Here is a 17,772-nt window from a genome sequence, read left to right as displayed (position 1 = left end):
GGGACCGCACGAGCGCCCGGTCCCTTGGGCCCCGCTCAGGTGTTCCGGCCCCCGTTGACCCCGATCACCTGCCCGGTGATGTACCCGGCCTCCTCCGACACCAGGAACGAGCAGGCGGCCGCGATGTCCTCGGGCCGCCCCGGCCGCCGTACCGGCGTCAGCTCCGCGTGATGGTCCACCGAGCCGCCGAGCAGCCCGCGCTCCTCCGAGTCGCGCAGCATCGGGGTGTCGATGAAGCCCGGCGGAATGGTGTTCACTGTGATCCCGTCCGGACCGAGCTCCAGCGCGAGGGACTTGGTGAGCCCCACGAGCCCCGACTTCGAGGCGACGTAGGCCGCCATGAACGGCTGTCCCGAGTGCGTGCTCGACGAGGAGATGTTCACGATCCGGCCCCAGCCCGCTTCCCGCATGTCGGGAACGACCGCCTGGCAGAGATAGAACGGCCCGTCGAGGTTCACGGCCATGACCCGGTTCCACGTCTCGTCGCTGATCTTCAGGAACCGCCCGACGTCACTGACCCCGGCGTTGTTCACGAGCACCAGCACAGGCCCGCCCAGTGTCTCCCGCACCCGCTGTACCGCGTCATTGACCTGCGCTCGGTCGGACACGTCGACGCCCCCGAAGGCGACTGCCTCGTGTCCCTTCTCCCGTGACTCCGCGGCGACCCGCTCGGCCGCCTCCCCGTTCAGATCGAGTACGGCGGTGGCGAAGCCGTCCTCCGCCAGCCGCTGCGCGATCCCGCGCCCGATGCCCGAACCGCCGCCCGTGACCAGGGCGATACGCCGCTCGCTCATGCCACCGCCTCCTCGCCCAGCAGCGAGGTGCGGTGCATCAGCCGGGAAGACGCCTGTCCGTAGGGCAGCGCGCGGTGCAGCATCCCGGTGTTGTCCCAGATGACGAGGTCGCCCTGGCGCCAGCGGTGGCGCAGGGTGAACTCCGGCCGGGTCGCGTGGTCGAGGAGCCGGTCGAGCAGCTTGCGGCCCTCGTCCGCGGGCCTGCCCACGATCTCGCCCGCCGTCGCGCCGATGAGCAGTGACTTGCGGCCACTGCGCCGGGTCCACACCAGCGGGTGCTCGCGGGACGGGTTGCGGTCCCAGGCCGCCCGCTCCTTCGGGGACGGATCCGGTGTCACCAGCAGCTGCGAGGCGGCGAAACTGTGCACGACCCGCAGCCCGTCCAGCTCCTTGCGTTCCGCCTCCGGCAGCGCCTCGTACGCGGCGAAGGTGTTGGCGAACGCGGTGTCGCCGTCCCCGTCGCCGGATATCTGGCGTGCCGTCAGAAGTGTTGCCTTATTGGGCACTTGCTCCGTCGTGCCGTCGATGTGCCAGTGGAAGGTGGACTCGCGGTAGGCGGCCAGCGGGCTCTTCGAGGGGTCGCGGGTGATCCGCTGGATCTCCCGGTGGGTCGGGTGGCCGCCCATCGGCAGCGGGACGACCTCGCCGAGCAGGCGGCTGAAGGCGACCAGATCGTCGTCGTCGATGTCCGCCTCGCGGTAGATCACCACCCCGCGCCGCTCCAGCGCGGCCAGGCATTCCTCGGCGACACCCCGGTCGACCAGCCGGCTCCCGGAGAGCCCGGTGATCTCGACGCCGGTGGCGGGGGTGGGTTCGGTGACGGTGACGGGCATTCGGGTGCGGCCCTTCTCTCGATTCCGTCAAGCGCCTTCTCTCTCAGAGAGAATGGCGTTTTCGGATCAGCGTACTCCGTCCGTCCGCAGCCGCGCCATCTCCGTGACGGGCTCGATACGGCGGGGGAGCAGCAGCGGTGTGGCGAGGGCGAGGACACCCGCGATCGCGATCGCCGCGCGCGGGCCCGTGACCCCGGCCAGCAAACCCCACAGCGCGGTCATCCCCGCGGTGGCCGCCTTGTTGGTGACCGACCACGCCGACAGCGTGCGGGCCACCCGGTCCGGGTCCGTCAGCCGCAGACGTGTGGTGGCGTACACCGGGTTGAAGACGGCGCAGGACGTGATCACCCCCAGCTCCACGGCCATGACGAGCACCAGCCCCGGCGTGCCGGGCCCGACGAACGCGAGCCCGATCGGCCAGCAGGCCCGCAGCCATCCCGAGGTGAGCAGCACCCGGCGCTCCCCGAAGCGCGGCACCAGCCGCCGCGCCAGCCACGACCCGAGCAGACCGCCGAGGCTCGGCACGGAGAACGCCAGGCCGTACTGCCAGGCGGTGAACCCCAGATCGCCCACCATCAGCACGGCGAGCAGCGGGAGCGACACCATGATCAGGGCGTTGTAGAGCGCGGTGTTGAAGAAGAGCGGCCGCAGCACCGGATGGCCCAGGATGTACCGCCACCCTTCGAGCAGCCCGCCGGCCGGCGCCGGGCCCTTGCGCGCCGGAGGCGTCTCGGTCCCGCCGATGGCCCGGATGCCGAGCGCCGACAGCACGAAGCTGACGGCGTTGACCAGCACGGTCGTCACCGGCCCGAACAGCCCCATCGCGGCCCCGCCCAGCGGCGGCCCGAGGATGGTCGCGGTCCACTGGGTCGCCTCGAACCGCGCGTTCGCGGCCAGCAGGTCCTCCGGCGGCAGCAGCGACTTGAGGAAGGCCCCACTGGCCGCGGTGAAGCTGATGTCGGCCGCTCCGACGACGACCGACACAACCAGAAGTTGTACGAAGGTGAGGCCGCCGAGGGCGAAGGCGGCCGGAACGGTCAGCAGCGCCGCGAAACGGACCAGGTCCATGGCCATCATCACCGGCCGCTTGCGCCGGAACTCCATCCACGGCCCCAGCGGCGTCGCCACCACCGCTCCCACCGCGAGGCCGGCCGCCGACAGCACCGCCACCTCGGTCGCCCCGGCGTGCAGCACCATCACCGCGATCAGCGAGAACGCGTCGAAGGCGAGCCAGGTCCCGAGCGCGCTGACGGCGTACGCCGTCCACAGCCACCCGAACCGCCGCCCCAGCGATCGCCCGCCCCGCATGCCCGTCTCCCCGCCCCGCCCGAATGCCGACCGGCGACATCAAAGCCGGTCGCGCGGCGCACGGGCAAACAACCGACACGCTCGACGCCGTACAACCGGAAGTTGTCGGGGAAGAAGACCCGCGGCTCTCGACGGACATGTAGAAAGGAGCCCGTGGATCTCGACGCTGTGCGCACCTTCGTGTCCGTCGCGGACGCCGGACGGTTCCGGGAGGCCGCCCTCGCCCTGGACGTCACCCAACAGGCCGTCTCAAAACGGGTCGCCGCGCTGGAGAAGGACCTCGGGGCGCGGCTGTTCACGCGTACGGCGCGTGGTGCGCGGCTCACCGTCGACGGGCAGGTCTTCCTGCCGCACGCCCGCGAGCTGCTGGCGGCCGAAGAGCGGGCCGCGGCCTCCGTGCGCCCCGGCCGGCGCGCCCTGCGCATCGACGTGATCGGCCGCCGGCTCGCCCCGGCCGACCTGGTACGGGACTTCCACCGAGCCCACCCCGAAGTCGCCTTGGACGTGGTGACCCTCTTCGACGCCGACGCGGCGATCTCCGCGGTCCGCTCCGGCACGATCGACGCGTCGTTCCGTGCGCTCACCGAGCGCCGGTTGCCCGACGGAGTCGAGAGCGCCCGCGTCCACGACGAACCCGTCCAGCTCCTCACCGGACCCGCCCACGCACTCGCCGCCGCCCGCACGATCACCCCGGCCCGGCTGGCCGGGCACCGGATCTGGATGCCCGGCAATGACGCCGGCACGGAATGGGCCGCCTTCTACGACGACCTCGGCGCCGAGTTCGGCATCACCATCGAGGTGACCGGCCCCGACTTCGGCGCCGAGCCGCTCCTGGACACGATCGCGGACTCCCCGCACCTCGCGACCTTCGTCGGCGAGCAGACACGCATGGTCTGGCCGGCCGGCCACGACCTGCGCCGCATCCCCATCCACGACCCGACACCGGTGTACCCGCACTCGCTGATCTGGCGCACGGACAACCCGCACCCGGCCCTCGCCCTGCTCCGCACCCACCTCGGCTCACCTCGGTTCGACAGCGACACGTGGACGCCGAAGTGGGCGCGATAGCCGCTACGTCACCTTCTCCGAAGCAGGTGCGCCGCTCTGCCCCGTCCGCTCGGGCCGTCGCGGACGCACCGACTTGACCGGTCAGGCGTTCCCGGGCGGATCCGCGTGGATCGCGGGCTCGGGCAGGGGTTCGGTGTTGCCCGGCCGGTCGCCCCGGAGCGGCTCCCGCGGATCGTGACCGGCACGCGCCCGGCGCGGCCGTGACCCCAGGCTGCCCGGGCCGCCGCTTCATCGGTCCGGTCAGCTCACCGCCCCCGCCATCTTCAGCGCCAGAATCCGCTCCCAGTCCAGCCCCAGCTCCAGCAGGATCTCCTCGGTCTGCGCCGCGAACTCCGGGGCGGGGCCCAGCTGTGGCGCGGTCACGTCGAACTGCACCGGATTCGCGGCCAGTTCGAGCTCCCCGGCCCGTACGACGTACTCGTTCGCCCTGACCTGCGCGTCCGAGCCGACCTGCAGGGAGTCCTGCACCGGAGCCCACGGCCCCGCCAGCGTCGCGAATCGCTCGCTCCACTCGGCCAGCGTGCGGGTGGCGATCACCTCCCGCAGGATCTTCACCGCCTCCTCGGTGTGCGCGGCGATGTCCGCACCAGTGGCGAAGCGCGGGTCCTCGGCCAGCTCGGGCCGGTCGACGTGCCGGCACACGTCCGCCCAGAACTTGCCCGGCTGCATCATCACGAACGCCAGATAGCGGTCGTCGGAGGTGCGGTACAGCCCGGACAGCGGGTTGGTCGGCGAGCCGTGGCCGCCCAGCGGCGGCGCGACCATCGGTTTGTCGAGGTGGAGCGAGAGTGCGATGCCGTGTCCCAGCGCCCACACTCCGCTGCCGAGCAGGGAGACGTCCACGACCGGTGCCTCACCCGTGCGCTCCCGCTTGAGCAGGGCCGCCGCGATGCCCCCGGCGAGGTTCGTGCCGGAGATGGTGTCGCCGTAGGCCGGCCCCGGGGGCGGGATCATGCCCTCCACCCCCGGCGGCGTCAGGCTGGCCGCCGTGCCGGCCCGGGCCCAGAACGCCGTCATGTCGTAGCCGCCCTTGTCCGCCTCCCGGCCCCGCGGGCCGAGCCCGCTGCCCCGGGCGTACACGATCCGCGGATTGACCGCGCGGATGTCGTCCACGTCGATGCCGAACTTCCGCCGCGCGGACGGCAGGAAGCTGGTCAGGAACACGTCCGCGCGCCGGGTCAGCTCGTACAGCACCTCCCGGCCCTCGTCCCGCGCCATGTCGAGACCGATGCTGCGCTTGCCCCGGTTCGCGTGCTCGATGTTGGGATTGGGATCGCCCTCCACCTTGAACGCGCCGGTCTGCCGCAGCCCCCGCTGCGGATCGCCGTTCACGGCGTGCTCGACCTTGACGACGTCCGCGCCCCAGTCGGCGAGCACCGCACCGGCGGACGGGACGAACCCGTACATCGCCACTTCCAGGACCCGTATCCCGTCCAGCGGGCCACCGCTCATCCGACGCACTCCCTTTCCCGTCCCGACCGTGAAAATGAAGTTCTCCGATTTGAGAACCATAGCGGCGGGGCTGGTCAACGTCACGACCTCGGAGCCGCCTCGCCCTCACTTGTCGCGCCGTGACACAAAGTCGCTGCGCGGGACTTCCGGCAGTCCAGCGGCGAAAGTATGGTTCTCGCATTCGGAAGGGAGATTCTTGTGATCGGAGTCGTGGGCGCCGGCCGGATGGGCCTGCCGATGGTGCGACGGCTCGCCGGGGCAGGTCACGAGGTACAGGTCCTCGGCCGGAGCGCCGAGTCCCGCCGCGCGCTGGAGCCGGAACCCGCCCGGATCGTGTCCGAGGTCGCCCGGGCCGGCGAAGGCGCCGCCACCGTCCTGGTGTGCGTGCACACCGACGACCAGGTACGTGAAGTCTGCCTCGGCAGCGGACTCCTGGACACCATGCCCGCCGGGGCCGTCCTGGTCCTCCACACCACCGGGAGCCCCGCCACCGCCGAAGCCGTCGCCGCACAGGGGGAGCGGCACGGCGTCGACGTGGTCGACGCCCCGGTCAGCGGCGGCCCGCACGACATCGCCGCAGGCCGCATCACCCTCTTCGTGGGCGGCAACGACGACCCCGTCGCCCGCGTCCGGCCCGTCCTGCGCACCTACGGCGACCCGGTCCTGCACGTCGGCCCGCTCGGCGCCGGCCAGCGGGTGAAGCTCGTCAACAACACCGTCTTCGCGGCCCAGATCGGCCTGCTGGCCCACGCGGTCCGCCTCGGCGGCGAACTGGGCCTCGACGAGAGCCTCCTGCTGGACGCCCTCGCCAACGGCAGCGCGTCGAGCCGCGCGCTCGCCGGCGTCGTACGCCACGGCTCGGTCACCGAATTCGCCCGCACGACAAGGGAGTTCCTCGGCAAGGACCTCGACGTCGTGCGCGCGGTCGCCGGACAGCTGGGCGCCGACCTCGGCGCCCTCGCCCCTGCCCTCGACGCCCTGTCCGACGCCGTCGCACCGGCCGGCACGGGCTGAGCGAGCGGCCCGGGCGGGACACCTCGGGCCGCGGAACAACCACCAAGGAAGGAACCCCCGATGGGACGAGTCGATGGCAAGGTCGCGTTCATCACCGGCGCGGCACGCGGGCAGGGGCGCAGCCACGCCGTACGGCTGGCAGAGGAGGGCGCCGACATCATCGCGGTCGACATCTGCCGCGACTTCGAGACGGTCCGCTACCCGATGGCCACCCCCGAGGACCTCAAGGAGACGGTACGGCTGGTGGAGGCGCAGGGGCGCCGGATCGTCGCCCGCCAGGCCGACGTCCGCGACACCGGCCAACTCCGCGAGGCCCTGAGCGCGGGCCTCGACCAACTCGGCGGCCTGGACATCGTGGTGGCACAGGCGGGCATCGCCCCGCTGCGTGGCAAGCCCAAGATGCAGGCCTGGTGCGACGCCATCGACGTCGACCTGATCGGCACCATCAACACCATCCAGGTGTCCCTGCCGCACCTGCGCGAGCACGCCTCCGTCATCGCCACCGGCTCCACCGCCGCGCTCATGGACCACGGCATCGTCCAGGACCCCGGCAACAACCCGGGCGGCGCCGGATACGCCTTCGCCAAGCGCGCCCTGTCGGAGTACGTGCACGAACTCGCCCGCAACCTGGCCCCGTTGAACCAGCGCGCCAACGTCGTGCACCCCACCAACGTCGATACGCACATGCTGCAGAACCCCTCGATGTACGAGTCCTTCCGGCCCGACCTCGAACACCCCACCCGCGAGGACGCCGAGCCCGCGTTCGCCGTGCAACAGGCCATGCCGGTCCGGTTCGTGGAGCCGCGCGACATCAGCAACGCCGTGCTCTTCCTCGCCTCCGAGGAGGCCCGCTACATCACCGGCACCCAGCTCCGCGTGGACGCCGGCGGCTACATCAAGTGGTACGACTGGCGCCGCTGAACCGCAGGAACCCCCACCGTCACAGGGAGGCAAGCCGTGAAGGTCCGCGTCGATCCGGAGCGCTGCCAGGGCCACACGCTCTGCTGGATGACCGCTCCGAAGTCGTTCCAGCTGGACGAGGTCGACGGTCACTCCTCGGCCGTCAGCGAGGACGTACCGGCCGATCAGGAGGAGGACGTGCGGGAAGCCGCGCACTCGTGCCCGGAACGCGCCATCCAGATCTTCTGACAAGGGAGGCCCCGTGAGCGAGGCACTCAGCAACGACGACCGCAAGAAAAACCGGGTGCACTTCGACCGGCACACCCCCGAATACCGCCATGAGTTCGAGGAGATCACCCACGAACTCCAGGGCAAGTGCCCCATCGCCTGGACCGACACCCACGGCGGCCACTGGGTCGCCAGCGGCAACCGCGAGGTCTTCGAACTGGCCCGGTCCGCCGAGTTCCTCTCCAACGACCACGACGTGAAGGGCGAGCGGCGCGGCTACAAGGGCATCACCATCCCCTCCCCGCCGCGCGCCGCCGAAGTGCAGGGCGGATTCCTGGAGATGGACCCGCCCGGGCAGCGCCACTACCGCCAGGCCCTCAACCCGTACCTCTCCCCGGCCGCCGTCGCCCGCTGGGTGCCGTTCGTCGACGAGGTCGTCCGTGCCTGCCTCGACGAGAAGATCGAGGACGGCGGCATCGACTTCGTCGACGACCTCGCCAACATCGTCCCGGCCGTCCTCACCCTCGCCATGATGGGCATCCCGCTCAAGGACTGGACGGTCTACAACGAGCCCGCCCACGCCTCCGTCTACACCCCGCCCGACTCACCCGACATGCCCCGCGTCGCCGAACTGAGCCGGAACATGGGCATCTCCCTGTACATGGCGCTCCAGGAGGTCCGCCGCAGCCCGCGGCCCGGCCTGATCGACGCCCTGGTACGCGCGGAGATCGACGGCAGGAACCCGCCCGACGAGGAGCTCGTCGGCGTACTCGCCCTGCTCATCGGCGGCGGCTTCGACACCACGACCGCGCTCACCGCGCACGCCCTGGAGTGGCTGTCACTCAATCCCGCTGAGCGGGACCGCCTCAGCCGGGAGCGGAGCACTCTGCTGGACTCGGCGACCGAGGAGTTCCTGCGCTTCTACGCCCCCGCACCGGGCGACGGCCGCACGATCTCCGCCGACTGCGAGATAGCCGGCCAGCGCTTCGAGGAGGGTGAACGACTGTGGCTGTCCTGGGCGATGGCCAACCGCGACCCCTCCGTCTTCCCCGACCCGGACCGCGTCGACCTGGCCCGCAAGGGCAACCGGCACAGCAGCTTCGGCCTCGGCATCCACCGCTGCATCGGCTCGAACGTCGCCCGTACGGTGTTCAAGCGCATGGTGACGGCCGTACTGGACCGGATGCCCGACTACCGCTGCGACGCCGAGGGCACCGTCCACTACGAGACGATCGGCATCATCCAGGGCATGCGCCACCTCCCGGCGACCTTCACCCCCGGCAAACGGCTCGGCCCCTCCCTCGACGAGACGCTGGAGACCCTCCAACGGGCCTGTGACGAACAGCGCCTGGCCGAACCCGTCGTCCGGACGGCCCGCGCCGACACCGCACGCTGAACACAGGAGAGGACGAGTGGTGGCCGCAAACCCAGGACGCCCGCTGCCCCTGATCACCGACCAGAACGAGTTCTTCTGGACCTCGGGGGCGGACGGCCGGCTGCGCATCCAGGAGTGCACCTCGTGCAGCTCCCTGATCCACCCGCCGCAGCCCGTCTGCCGGTACTGCCGGGCACAGGAGTTGGGCGTACGGGCCGTCTCCGGGTACGCGACCCTGATCGGCTTCACCGTCAGCCACCGCTTCAGCGCGCCCGGACTGCCGTCGCCGTACGTCGTCGCCCAGGTCGCCCTCGAAGACGACCGGCGGATCCGCCTCACCACCAACACGGTCGACTGCGACCCCGGCGAACTCGCCCTCGGCATGCGGATGGAGGTCGTCTTCGAGCAGGCCGGCGAGGTGTGGCTGCCGCTGTTCCGGCCCACGGCCGAACAGGGCGAACCGGCACCGCTGCCCGCCGACGAGGTCGAACCCGACGAGGTGCGGCGCCACATCCGGCCCGTGCTCACCACGGAGAAGTTCGAGGACAAGGTCGCCCTCACCGGCGTCGGCGCCTCACCGATCGGCCGCCGCCTGATGGTTCCCCCGCTCTCCCTCACCGTCCAGGCCTGCGAGGCCGCCGTCGCCGACGCCGGCCTCACCCTGGACGACATCGACGGCCTCGCCGCCTACCCGGGAGCAGGCGCCTTCGGAGGCTTCGCCGAGGGCGGAGTCCTCGCCCTGGAGTCGGCCCTCGGGATCCGCCCCACCTGGTACAACGGCGGCAGCGAGACCTTCGGCCCCGGCGGCTCCCTGGTCGCGGCGATGCTGGCGATCGCCGGCGGCCTCGCCCGGCACGTGCTGTGCTTCCGCACCGTGTGGGAGTCGACCTACGGCGAACTCGTCAAGCAGGGCAAAATCCCGCTGCCCGTCGGCGGAGACGCGGGCTGGCTCAAGCCCTTCGGCGCCACCTCCGCCGCCCACACCCTGGCCCAGAACGCCCAGCGCCACATGCACCGCTACGGCACCACCCGCGAGACCCTCGGCTGGATCGCCCTCAACCAGCGCGCCAACGCGGCCCTGAACCCCACCGCGATCTACCGCGACCCGATGACCATGGACGACTACCTGGGCGCCCGCTCCATCACCACACCCTTCGGCCTCTACGACTGCGACGTGCCCTGCGACGGAGCCGTGGCCGTCGTCGTCTCGGCCGTCGACACCGCACGCGACCTCGCCAAGCCGCCCGTCCTCGTCGAGGCCGTCGGCACCCAGCTCGTCGAGCGCGTCGAATGGGACCAGAGCACCCTCACCCACGAACCCCAGACCGTCGGCCAGTCCGCCCACCTGTGGACCCGCACCTCGCTGCGCCCCGCCGACGTCGACGTCGCCGAGCTCTACGACGGCTTCTCCTTCAACTGCCTCTCCTGGATAGAGGCGTTGGGCTTCTGCGGCATCGGCGAGGCGAAGGACTTCCTGGACGGCGGCAAGAACATCGCCCGCGACGGCGTCCTGCCCCTCAACACCCACGGCGGCCAGCTCTCGCACGGCCGCACCCACGGCATGGGCCTCGTCCACGAGGCGATGGTCCAACTGCGCGGCGAGGGCGGGCCACGCCAGGTACCCGGGGCGCGGGTCGCGGTGGTCAGCACCGGCGGACTCGCACCCAGCGGGGTCCTGCTCCTCAGGACGGACACGTGACAGAAAGCCATCCCGACGTGGTGCCCGGCGCGGTCGACATCGACGGCATCTCCCTGTCGTACCGGGCGAGTTGGGTACGACAGCCCCGGGCCGTCGTCCTCGCCCTGCACGGCGGCGCGACCGATTCGGCCTACTTCGACTGCCCGGGCCACCCCCGGCTCTCACTCCTGCGCACCGGCGCAGCCCTCGGCTTCACCGTCGTCGCCCTGGACCGGCCCGGCTACGGCGCTTCCCTGCCCCACGCCCGCGAACTCACCGACCCCGCACGGCGGGTGGACCTCGCCCACGCGGTCCTGGACCGCCTGCTCGCCTCCCGCCCCACGGGAGCGGGCGTGTTCGTGCTGGCCCACTCGGCGGGCAGCGAACTCGCCGTGCGGATGGCCGCGGACGTGCGCGGCCACGGGCTGCTCGGCCTGGAGATCGCCGGCACCGGGCGCCACCACCACCCGCGCTCGGTGGCCTTCCTGGAACTCGGCGACAAGGACCTGCTCCGGGCGCGCGACCGGCTGCGCCAAGCACTGTGGGGAACAGGGGAGTTGTATCCGCCCGAGGTGCACGGCGGCGCGAGCATCGCCGCCGCCTCGCCCGCCTACGAGTCCGCGGCCCGCGGCTGGCGGTACGAGTTCCCGGAGCTGGCGGCGCGGGTGCGGGTCCCCGTGCAGTTCAGCCTCGGCGAGCACGAGGAGGTGTGGAGCTCGGGCCCCGCGGCCCTGGCCGACATCGCCTCGCTGTTCACCGCATCCCCACGCGTGAGGGTCAACGAACAGCCCGACAGCGGGCACAATCTGAGCCTCGGGCATTCGGCCCGGGCCTACCACCTGAAGGTGCTGTCGTTCGCCGAGGAGTGCGCGGTGACCCGGGAGGCCGCCATCGCCGCACCCCCACGACAAGGGAGAGCGGGATGAACGAGACGGATGCCGTCGCACTGCTGCTGCGTCTGATCCTGGGCGTCGTCATGATCGCGCACGGCCTCAACCACTGGCGCGGCGGCGGCCGCATCGCGGGCACCGCCCGCTGGTTCACCGGCCTGGGCCTGACCCACGGCACCCTCCAGGCCTGGCTGAGCGTCCTCACCGAGATCGGCGCCGGCGCCCTCCTCCTGATCGGCCTGTTCACCCCGCTGGCCTGCGCGGCCGTCATCTCGGTCATGCTGGTCGCAGGAGTCCTCGCCCACCGCCCCAACGGCTTCTTCGTCTTCAAAGAGGGTTACGAGTACGTCCTCACGCTCGCCGTCGTGTCCCTGGCACTGGCGGTACTGGGCCCGGGCGGCGCGTCCCTGGACGAGGCGGCCGGTATCGACGTGACCGGCTGGGCGGGCGGCGGCATCGCGCTCGGCGTGGGAGTGGTCGCGACCGCCGGCCTGCTCGCCACCTTCTGGCGCCCGAAGCCCGCCCCGCGGCCCGCGCCCGCCCCCAACCCCGTTGAGCAGGAGGCCAGTTGATGCGCGTCGGTTTCATCGGACTGGGCAGTCAGGGCGCCCCCATGGCCCGCCGGATCATCGACGCGGGCCACGAGACCACCCTGTGGGCCCGCCGCCCCGCGAGCCTCGTCCCCTTCGCGGACACGCCCGCCAAGCGCGCCGCCTCTCCCGCCGAACTCGCCGTCAACAGCGACCTGGTGTGCGTGTGCGTCGTCGACGACGCCGACGTCGAGGAGGTGCTCACCGGCGAGCACGGCGTCCTGGCCGGCCTGCGCAAGGGCGGGGTGATCGCCGTGCACAGCACCGTCCACCCCGACACCTGCCGCCGCCTCGCCGACCGCGCCCGGGCCCACGGCGTCACCCTGATCGACGCCCCCGTCAGCGGAGGTGGGCCGGCCGCGGCCGAGGGCAGGCTGGTGGTGATGGTGGGCGGCGAGCCCGGCACGGTGGCCTACTGCCGCCCGGTGTTCGCGACCTATGGCGACCCGGTCGTCCACATGGGCCCGCTGGGCACCGGCCAGTTGGCCAAGCTCCTCAACAACGTGCTGTTCACGGCCAACCTGGCCACCGCCGCCGACACCCTCGCCCTCGGGCGCGAACTCGCCATCGACCAGGCGGCGTTGGCCCAGGTCCTCGCGAACGGCAGCGCGGGCAGCTTCGCCATGACCAGGGTCGCGGCGGCCGGCGGCACCCTGGACCGCTTCGCCGCCCACGCCGGACCCCTGCTGCGCAAGGACGTCCGGCTGGTCACCGACGTGGCCGCGGCCGCCGGGGCCGAGGCGGACATCGTCACCTCGGCCGCCGGGGCCGCACTCGCCCTGATGAACCAGCAGCGCCCGACGGTCAGTTGAGCGCGTCCGGGTCCGGCCCGGTGCGCAGACCGCGGTCCAGCCGGGCGATCGCGGTCATCTCCTCGTCCGCCAGGGCGAAGTCGAAGACGTCGATGTTCTCCCGGATACGCGCGGGCGTGACCGACTTCGGGATCACGACGTTGCCGAGCTGAAGATGCCAGCGCAGCACCACCTGGGCGGGCGACTTCCCGTGCCGTGCTGCGACGGCGGTGATCGCGGGATCGTCGAGGACCGCGCCCTGCGCCAACGGACTCCAGGCCTCGGTGGCGATGCCCGACTCCGTGTGCAGCGAGCGCAGTTCGCGCTGCTGGAGGCCGGGATGCAGCTCGATCTGGTTGACGGCCGGCACCAGTGAGCTCCCCTCCAGCAGCCGACGCAGATGCGCGGGCTGGAAGTTGGAGACACCGGCGGCACGGATCCGCCCGTCGGCGACCAGCTTCTCGATGGCCCGCCAGGAATCCCGGTACAGGTCGCGGGCCGGCGTGGGCCAGTGGATCAGGTACAGGTCGACGTGGTCCAGGCCCAGCTTGCCGAGGCTCGTGTCGAAGGCCCGGAGCGTGGCGTCGTGACCCTGGTCCGCGTTCCACAGCTTGGTGGTGACGAACAGGTCCTCGCGGGCGATGCCCGAAGCGGCGAGGGCGGCGCCGACGCCCGCCTCGTTGCCGTAGATCGCGGCGGTGTCGATGCTGCGGTAGCCGGCCTCAAGGGCCGCGGTGACCGCGGCGGTGGTCTCGGCGTCGGGGATCTGGAAGACGCCGAAGCCGAGCTGCGGGATCTCGACGCCGTTGTTGAGGGTGACGGTGGGGATGGTCATGTGCCTTGCTTTCCTTGCGAGTTGAGGTCAGTGCCGTGCCGCGGCCGGGGTGTGCTCGACCGGTGTGGACGCGGCCACGACCCGGCCGGCCGGGTGGGTGCGGCGGTCCAGGAACGCGGCCAGGAAGGACAGCAGCAGCGCGGTCCCGGACAGGAGGGCGCCGATCCAGCTGGGGGAGGTGTAGCCGAGCCCGGCGGAGATCACGACGCCGCCCAGCCAGGCGGCCAGCGCGTTGCCCAGGTTGAACGCACCGATGTTCGCGGCGGAGGCCAGGGTCGGGGCGGCCGAGGCCTGGTCGAGCACCCACTTCTGCAGCGGGGGCACGGTGGCGAAGCCCAGGGCGCCGATCAGCGTCAGCGTGACCGCGGCCAGGACCTTGTCGTGGGCGGTGGCCGTGAACAGCAGCAGTGCCACGGAGAGCGCGCCGAGCGCGGTGAACAGCATGGGCATCAGCGCACGGTCGGCGAACCGGCCGCCCACCAGGTTCCCCAGGAACATCCCGATGCCGAACAGGACCAGCAGCCAGGTCACCGCGCCCGCGGAGTACCCGGCGACCTCGGTCATCATCGGCGTGATGTACGTGATCGCGGCGAAGACACCGCCGTAACCCAGGACGGTCATCGCCATCGCGAGCCACACCTGGACGTTGCGGAAGGCGGCGAACTCGGTGCGGATCGTGTGGCTCTCCGGGCGGCCCAGCTCGGGCACCAGCCGGGCCACGCCGAGGAACCCGACGATCCCGAGCGCGGCGACACCGGCGAACGTGACCCGCCAGCCGGCGGCCTGGCCGACGTACGTGCCCAGCGGGACGCCCACGACGTTGGCGACGGTCAGACCGGTGAACATCAGGGAGATCGCGGAGGCCTTCTTCTCCGGCGCGACCAGCCCGGCCGCGACGACCGAGCCGATCCCGAAGAACGCGCCGTGCGCGAGCGAGGCGATCACCCGGCCGATCAGCATCACGCCGAAGACGGGAGCCACCGCCGACAGGGCGTTGCCCACCACGAACACGCCCATCAGGAACATGAGCATCTTCTTGCGGGAGACCTTGGTACCCAGCACGGTCAGCAGGGGCGCACCGAAGACGACGCCGAGGGCGTAGCCGGAGACCAGCCAGCCCGCGGTGGGGATGGAGACGCCGAAGTCGCCCGCGACCTCGGGCAGCACACCCATGATCACGAACTCGGTGGTGCCGATCCCGAAGGCCCCGATGGCCAGGGCCAGAAGGGCGAGAGGCATGGGAAGAACCTTCCAGAGGATTGCGTGTGGCGCTTACCAGCGTTGACAATAGTTGTAGACGCGAATAAGTGCAAGTGCACTGAATAGAGATAGCCGGTAGTCGTCGTCTGCAAGCATCTGGGCAGAGGTGTCCTACAGCGGGTGGGAAGACCTGGCTATGCGGGGATGCGGAGCGTCTCGACCGCCTTGACGAGCGGGGCGAGCTCCGGGTTCCGGGCGGCCGCGTCGAGGGCCTCGCGCAGGGCGGCCTCGTTGGTGGGGCGGGCCTCTTCGAGCAGCTTGAAGCCGGACTCGGTGACATTGGTGTAGATGCCGCGGCGGTCGGTCGGGCACAGGTAGCGCGTGAGCAGTCCACGGTCCTCGAGGCGGGTGACCAGCCGGGTCGTGGCGCTCTGGCTCAGCACGACCGCGTCGGCGACCTGCTTCATCTGCAGATGCCCGCCGTCGCCGTCGTGCTGCCTGCTCAGCACGTCCAGCAGTGAGTACTCCCTGACGCTCAGATCGTGCTCCGCCTGCAGGGCGCGCTCGATATGGGCCTCGATCCGGCCGTGCAGCAGCGACAGGGCGGACCAGCCCGAGGCGAGCGCGGTGAGCGCCGGATCTGTCGCGGTCATGGGTCCTCCGTCACGAAGTGGCTGGGATCCAGGATAGGCCATGGTTGAAATAGTGGGCGAGAGCATGTAGTGGGCGTACACAATCACTGCCCTCACTTGCTATACACATACGGTGACGAACGATTCCAGTGGCTTCGTGGCAGGACAGTCGGCCCTCGTCGTGCGGATCCCCGAGGCCGAACCAGCCGTCCGGACCTGGCGCGAGCGCTACGACCCTGCGGCCCGCGCGGGCGTTCCGGCCCACGTGACGGTGCTGTTCCCCTTCCTCCACGCGGACCTGATCGACACCGCCGCATCCGACGTCCTGGCCGAGGTGATCGGACGCCACAGCCCCTTCGACGTGAGCTTCGAGAGCTGCGGCCGCTTTCCGGGCGTGCTCTACCTGGCCCCGGTCCCAGAGGCCCCCTTCCGTCGCCTGACGGAGGCGATCGTCGAACGCTGGCCGCAGACCCCGCCGTACGGCGGCAAGTACGAGCCCGTCCCACACCTGACGATCGCCCAGGGCCAGGACGACGCCGTCCTGGACGCCCTCGCGACGGACCTCCGCGGCAACCTCCCCGTCACGGCTCACGTCTCCTCGGTCGACCTGGTCGCCTACGACGGCACCGAATGGACCCGCCGGGCGACCTTCACCCTCCGCCGGGGCGACGCATAAGGTGACGCCATGATCAGCCCCCGCCCCACGACGACCCTCTGGCGCCCCACCGGCCCCAAGGAACTGGACCTGGTCCGCGAGCTCGACTGGCGTGCCTGGCCACCGCGTCTGCCCGAGCAGCCGATCTTCTATCCGGTGCTCAACGAGGACTACGCCGTCAAGATCGCGCGGGACTGGAACGTCAAGCACGACGGCGCCGGGTACGTGACCCGCTTCGAGGTCGACACGGAGTTCGTGAGCCGGTACCCCGTCCAGCAGGCCGGTGGCGAGACGATCCTCGAACTGTGGGTGCCCGCGGAGGAACTCGACGAGTTCAACGCCCACATCGTCGGCAAGATCGAGGTCGTGCACGAGTTCGAGTGAGACCGGAAGCCGGAGCAGGCGAAGGTCACCGTCTCGGCCGTCCACGGGGCCGTCCTGCCCTCCGCCGAGACCCGGCAGAGGCTTCACCTGCGAACTGCCGAACCTCGCAGCCCGTCTGACACGACACCCGGCAAGGGTTACGACCGTGCCAAGTGCCGCATGGTCAGCGCCAGTTGGAGCCTGAGGCGGCCCTGTGGAGTGCGTACCGGCCAGCCCAGCAGATGCTCGGCCTGCGTCAAACGGTCCTGGAGCGTGGAGTGGTGGACGTTGATCTCCGCGGCCGCCGCCCGCTGACTCGCCGTCGCGGCCACGGCGTGCAGCGTGGCCAGCAGCCCGGGCACGGCCGCCGCGGCCGCATCGACGGCCTGTACGTCGGCCGGCGGCTCGGCACCGGGCGCGACCAGGTCGGCGAGGAGCGCGATCCCGCCCAGCTCGTCGGCGTACACCACCCGGGGCCCGGGATCCTGCGCGGTGCCCTCGGCCGTGAACCGCAGCGCCGTCCGCGCGGCGGCCAGGGAGCCCGGCAGATCGAGCACGGCAACCGCGGGCCCCACGCCGAGCCGCCCCGCCGGAAGCTCCGCCCCGGCCGGCAGAACGCGGGCCCGCCCGTCGGACGGGGCGAGCGCCCGGACCCGTACGGCCGGATCGGCGGTGTCGATGCCGAGGCCGCGTGCCGCGTGCAGCCGGGCGGGTTCCGGCGTCGTGGCGTCCAGCAGTGCCTCGACCAGCGCGGGATCGTCGGCGGGGGAGGACGGGGCACGGCCCCGGGTACGGTCCAGCACCAGCCGTATCGCACCCGCGGCCCGCTCCAGGATCACCGCGTCGACCACACTCGGCTCACCGCCCGCCCGCTCCAGCCACAGCGCCGGAACACCCCCGGGCTCCAGCGCGGCGCACGGCCAGTCGGTGCCCGGCGGACCCTCGGTGTCCCTCCTGGCCCCGTCGGGCTCTACCCGCACCCGCACATGCCGCCCGGCGTCGACGAGCCGCGCCGGGCATCCCGCCAGCACGGCTGCCCCGCGCACCAGGGCCTCAAGCCCGGCCCTGGTGTCGGCCAGCCGGTCGAAGTAGGAGATGACCTGCACCGCGGCACCCGCGTCCGGATCCAACGCGGTCAGCCGTCCCGCCAGCTCTTTCATACGCAC

The 17,772-nt window shown here is 71.7% G+C and carries 19 protein-coding genes; 11 read left to right on the top strand and 8 right to left on the bottom strand.

Annotated features, from left to right (window positions below; all coding sequences use genetic code 11):
• Nucleotides 1-35 precede the first annotated feature (35 nt).
• The 3 genes from ABZ848_RS08855 to ABZ848_RS08845 form a co-directional block, all read right to left on the bottom strand.
• Entirely contained in the window at nucleotides 36-794 is a 759-nt protein-coding gene (locus ABZ848_RS08855; protein WP_360827568.1) for an SDR family NAD(P)-dependent oxidoreductase, read from the bottom strand.
• On the bottom strand, nucleotides 791-1,627 hold the full coding sequence (locus ABZ848_RS08850) for a TauD/TfdA family dioxygenase (RefSeq protein WP_360827566.1): 837 nt from the start codon (nucleotides 1,625-1,627) through the stop codon (nucleotides 791-793). Before ABZ848_RS08850 ends, ABZ848_RS08855 begins: the two co-directional genes overlap by 4 nt.
• A gap of 66 nt (nucleotides 1,628-1,693) precedes the next feature.
• A complete protein-coding gene (locus tag ABZ848_RS08845; protein WP_360827563.1) occupies nucleotides 1,694-2,935 on the bottom strand; it encodes an MFS transporter in 1,242 nt (413 codons plus the stop codon).
• 153 nt (nucleotides 2,936-3,088) lie between these two features.
• Between ABZ848_RS08845 and ABZ848_RS08840 the strand changes: the two genes are divergently transcribed.
• The gene (locus ABZ848_RS08840) at nucleotides 3,089-4,003 is read left to right on the top strand and encodes a LysR family transcriptional regulator (RefSeq protein ID WP_360827561.1); all 915 of its coding nucleotides are present in this window, start codon (nucleotides 3,089-3,091) and stop codon (nucleotides 4,001-4,003) included.
• Nucleotides 4,004-4,243: 240 nt separating this feature from the next.
• Here ABZ848_RS08840 and ABZ848_RS08835 read toward each other — a convergent pair whose 3' ends face one another.
• On the bottom strand, nucleotides 4,244-5,455 hold the full coding sequence (locus ABZ848_RS08835) for a CoA transferase (RefSeq protein ID WP_360827558.1): 1,212 nt from the start codon (nucleotides 5,453-5,455) through the stop codon (nucleotides 4,244-4,246).
• 198 nt (nucleotides 5,456-5,653) lie between these two features.
• On the opposite strand from ABZ848_RS08835, the gene ABZ848_RS08830 reads away from it, so the two are divergent.
• The 8 genes from ABZ848_RS08830 to ABZ848_RS08795 are packed head-to-tail and all read left to right on the top strand — an operon-like array spanning nucleotide 5,654 to nucleotide 12,942.
• A complete protein-coding gene (locus tag ABZ848_RS08830) occupies nucleotides 5,654-6,469 on the top strand; it encodes an NAD(P)-dependent oxidoreductase (RefSeq protein ID WP_360827555.1) in 816 nt (271 codons plus the stop codon).
• A gap of 60 nt (nucleotides 6,470-6,529) precedes the next feature.
• The gene (locus tag ABZ848_RS08825; RefSeq protein WP_360827552.1) at nucleotides 6,530-7,390 is read left to right on the top strand and encodes a mycofactocin-coupled SDR family oxidoreductase; all 861 of its coding nucleotides are present in this window, start codon (nucleotides 6,530-6,532) and stop codon (nucleotides 7,388-7,390) included.
• A gap of 36 nt (nucleotides 7,391-7,426) precedes the next feature.
• A complete protein-coding gene (locus ABZ848_RS08820) occupies nucleotides 7,427-7,618 on the top strand; it encodes a ferredoxin (RefSeq protein WP_242767568.1) in 192 nt (63 codons plus the stop codon).
• A gap of 13 nt (nucleotides 7,619-7,631) precedes the next feature.
• Entirely contained in the window at nucleotides 7,632-8,993 is a 1,362-nt protein-coding gene (locus tag ABZ848_RS08815; protein ID WP_360827549.1) for a cytochrome P450, read from the top strand.
• Nucleotides 8,994-9,012: 19 nt separating this feature from the next.
• A complete protein-coding gene (locus tag ABZ848_RS08810; protein ID WP_360827546.1) occupies nucleotides 9,013-10,671 on the top strand; it encodes an OB-fold domain-containing protein in 1,659 nt (552 codons plus the stop codon).
• Nucleotides 10,668-11,576: an alpha/beta fold hydrolase gene (locus ABZ848_RS08805; RefSeq protein WP_360827543.1), complete on the top strand. Its 909-nt coding sequence runs from the start codon at nucleotides 10,668-10,670 to the stop codon at nucleotides 11,574-11,576. Before ABZ848_RS08810 ends, ABZ848_RS08805 begins: the two co-directional genes overlap by 4 nt.
• On the top strand, nucleotides 11,573-12,112 hold the full coding sequence (locus tag ABZ848_RS08800; RefSeq protein ID WP_360827540.1) for a DoxX family protein: 540 nt from the start codon (nucleotides 11,573-11,575) through the stop codon (nucleotides 12,110-12,112). Before ABZ848_RS08805 ends, ABZ848_RS08800 begins: the two co-directional genes overlap by 4 nt.
• Nucleotides 12,112-12,942 carry an NAD(P)-dependent oxidoreductase gene (locus tag ABZ848_RS08795; protein WP_360827537.1) on the top strand — a complete coding sequence of 277 codons (831 nt, stop codon included), beginning with the start codon at nucleotides 12,112-12,114 and terminating at the stop codon, nucleotides 12,940-12,942. Before ABZ848_RS08800 ends, ABZ848_RS08795 begins: the two co-directional genes overlap by 1 nt.
• Here the strand turns inward: ABZ848_RS08795 and ABZ848_RS08790 are convergent.
• From ABZ848_RS08790 to ABZ848_RS08780, 3 genes are all read right to left on the bottom strand, one after another.
• On the bottom strand, nucleotides 12,935-13,756 hold the full coding sequence (locus ABZ848_RS08790; protein ID WP_360827534.1) for an aldo/keto reductase: 822 nt from the start codon (nucleotides 13,754-13,756) through the stop codon (nucleotides 12,935-12,937). The genes ABZ848_RS08795 and ABZ848_RS08790 overlap by 8 nt on opposite strands.
• 27 nt (nucleotides 13,757-13,783) lie before the next feature.
• Nucleotides 13,784-14,995: an MFS transporter gene (locus tag ABZ848_RS08785; protein ID WP_360827532.1), complete on the bottom strand. Its 1,212-nt coding sequence runs from the start codon at nucleotides 14,993-14,995 to the stop codon at nucleotides 13,784-13,786.
• Between the two features lie 155 nt (nucleotides 14,996-15,150).
• Nucleotides 15,151-15,609, bottom strand: coding sequence for a MarR family transcriptional regulator (locus ABZ848_RS08780; protein ID WP_360827529.1), 459 nt, complete (start codon nucleotides 15,607-15,609; stop codon nucleotides 15,151-15,153).
• Nucleotides 15,610-15,721: 112 nt separating this feature from the next.
• Here ABZ848_RS08780 and ABZ848_RS08775 point away from each other — a divergent pair, with 112 nt between their 5' ends.
• Nucleotides 15,722-16,264 (top strand): 2'-5' RNA ligase family protein, encoded by a 543-nt coding sequence (locus ABZ848_RS08775; RefSeq protein ID WP_360827526.1) that lies wholly within the window; start codon nucleotides 15,722-15,724, stop codon nucleotides 16,262-16,264.
• Nucleotides 16,265-16,273: 9 nt separating this feature from the next.
• Nucleotides 16,274-16,627, top strand: a complete 354-nt coding sequence (locus ABZ848_RS08770; protein ID WP_360827523.1) for a hypothetical protein — start codon at nucleotides 16,274-16,276, stop codon at nucleotides 16,625-16,627.
• Nucleotides 16,628-16,764: 137 nt separating this feature from the next.
• Here the strand turns inward: ABZ848_RS08770 and ABZ848_RS08765 are convergent, their stop codons facing one another.
• Nucleotides 16,765-17,766 (bottom strand): helix-turn-helix domain-containing protein, encoded by a 1,002-nt coding sequence (locus ABZ848_RS08765; RefSeq protein WP_360827520.1) that lies wholly within the window; start codon nucleotides 17,764-17,766, stop codon nucleotides 16,765-16,767.
• Between the last annotated feature and the right edge of the window lie 6 nt (nucleotides 17,767-17,772).

Source organism: Streptomyces sp. NPDC047081 (genome assembly GCF_040643775.1).
GTDB lineage: Bacteria > Actinomycetota > Actinomycetes > Streptomycetales > Streptomycetaceae > Streptomyces.
This window is presented reverse-complemented; position numbering and strand designations above follow the sequence as displayed.

Coding starts and splice junctions, on each gene's coding strand:
- ABZ848_RS08785 (WP_360827532.1), bottom strand. CDS start 14,995: ATGCCTCTCGCCCTTCTGGCCCTGGCCATCGGGGCCTTCGGGATCGGC.
- ABZ848_RS08795 (WP_360827537.1), top strand. CDS start 12,112: ATGCGCGTCGGTTTCATCGGACTGGGCAGTCAGGGCGCCCCCATGGCC.
- ABZ848_RS08770 (WP_360827523.1), top strand. CDS start 16,274: ATGATCAGCCCCCGCCCCACGACGACCCTCTGGCGCCCCACCGGCCCC.
- ABZ848_RS08800 (WP_360827540.1), top strand. CDS start 11,573: ATGAACGAGACGGATGCCGTCGCACTGCTGCTGCGTCTGATCCTGGGC.
- ABZ848_RS08835 (WP_360827558.1), bottom strand. CDS start 5,455: ATGAGCGGTGGCCCGCTGGACGGGATACGGGTCCTGGAAGTGGCGATG.
- ABZ848_RS08780 (WP_360827529.1), bottom strand. CDS start 15,609: ATGACCGCGACAGATCCGGCGCTCACCGCGCTCGCCTCGGGCTGGTCC.
- ABZ848_RS08855 (WP_360827568.1), bottom strand. CDS start 794: ATGAGCGAGCGGCGTATCGCCCTGGTCACGGGCGGCGGTTCGGGCATC.
- ABZ848_RS08790 (WP_360827534.1), bottom strand. CDS start 13,756: ATGACCATCCCCACCGTCACCCTCAACAACGGCGTCGAGATCCCGCAG.
- ABZ848_RS08825 (WP_360827552.1), top strand. CDS start 6,530: ATGGGACGAGTCGATGGCAAGGTCGCGTTCATCACCGGCGCGGCACGC.
- ABZ848_RS08845 (WP_360827563.1), bottom strand. CDS start 2,935: ATGCGGGGCGGGCGATCGCTGGGGCGGCGGTTCGGGTGGCTGTGGACG.
- ABZ848_RS08850 (WP_360827566.1), bottom strand. CDS start 1,627: ATGCCCGTCACCGTCACCGAACCCACCCCCGCCACCGGCGTCGAGATC.
- ABZ848_RS08765 (WP_360827520.1), bottom strand. CDS start 17,766: ATGAAAGAGCTGGCGGGACGGCTGACCGCGTTGGATCCGGACGCGGGT.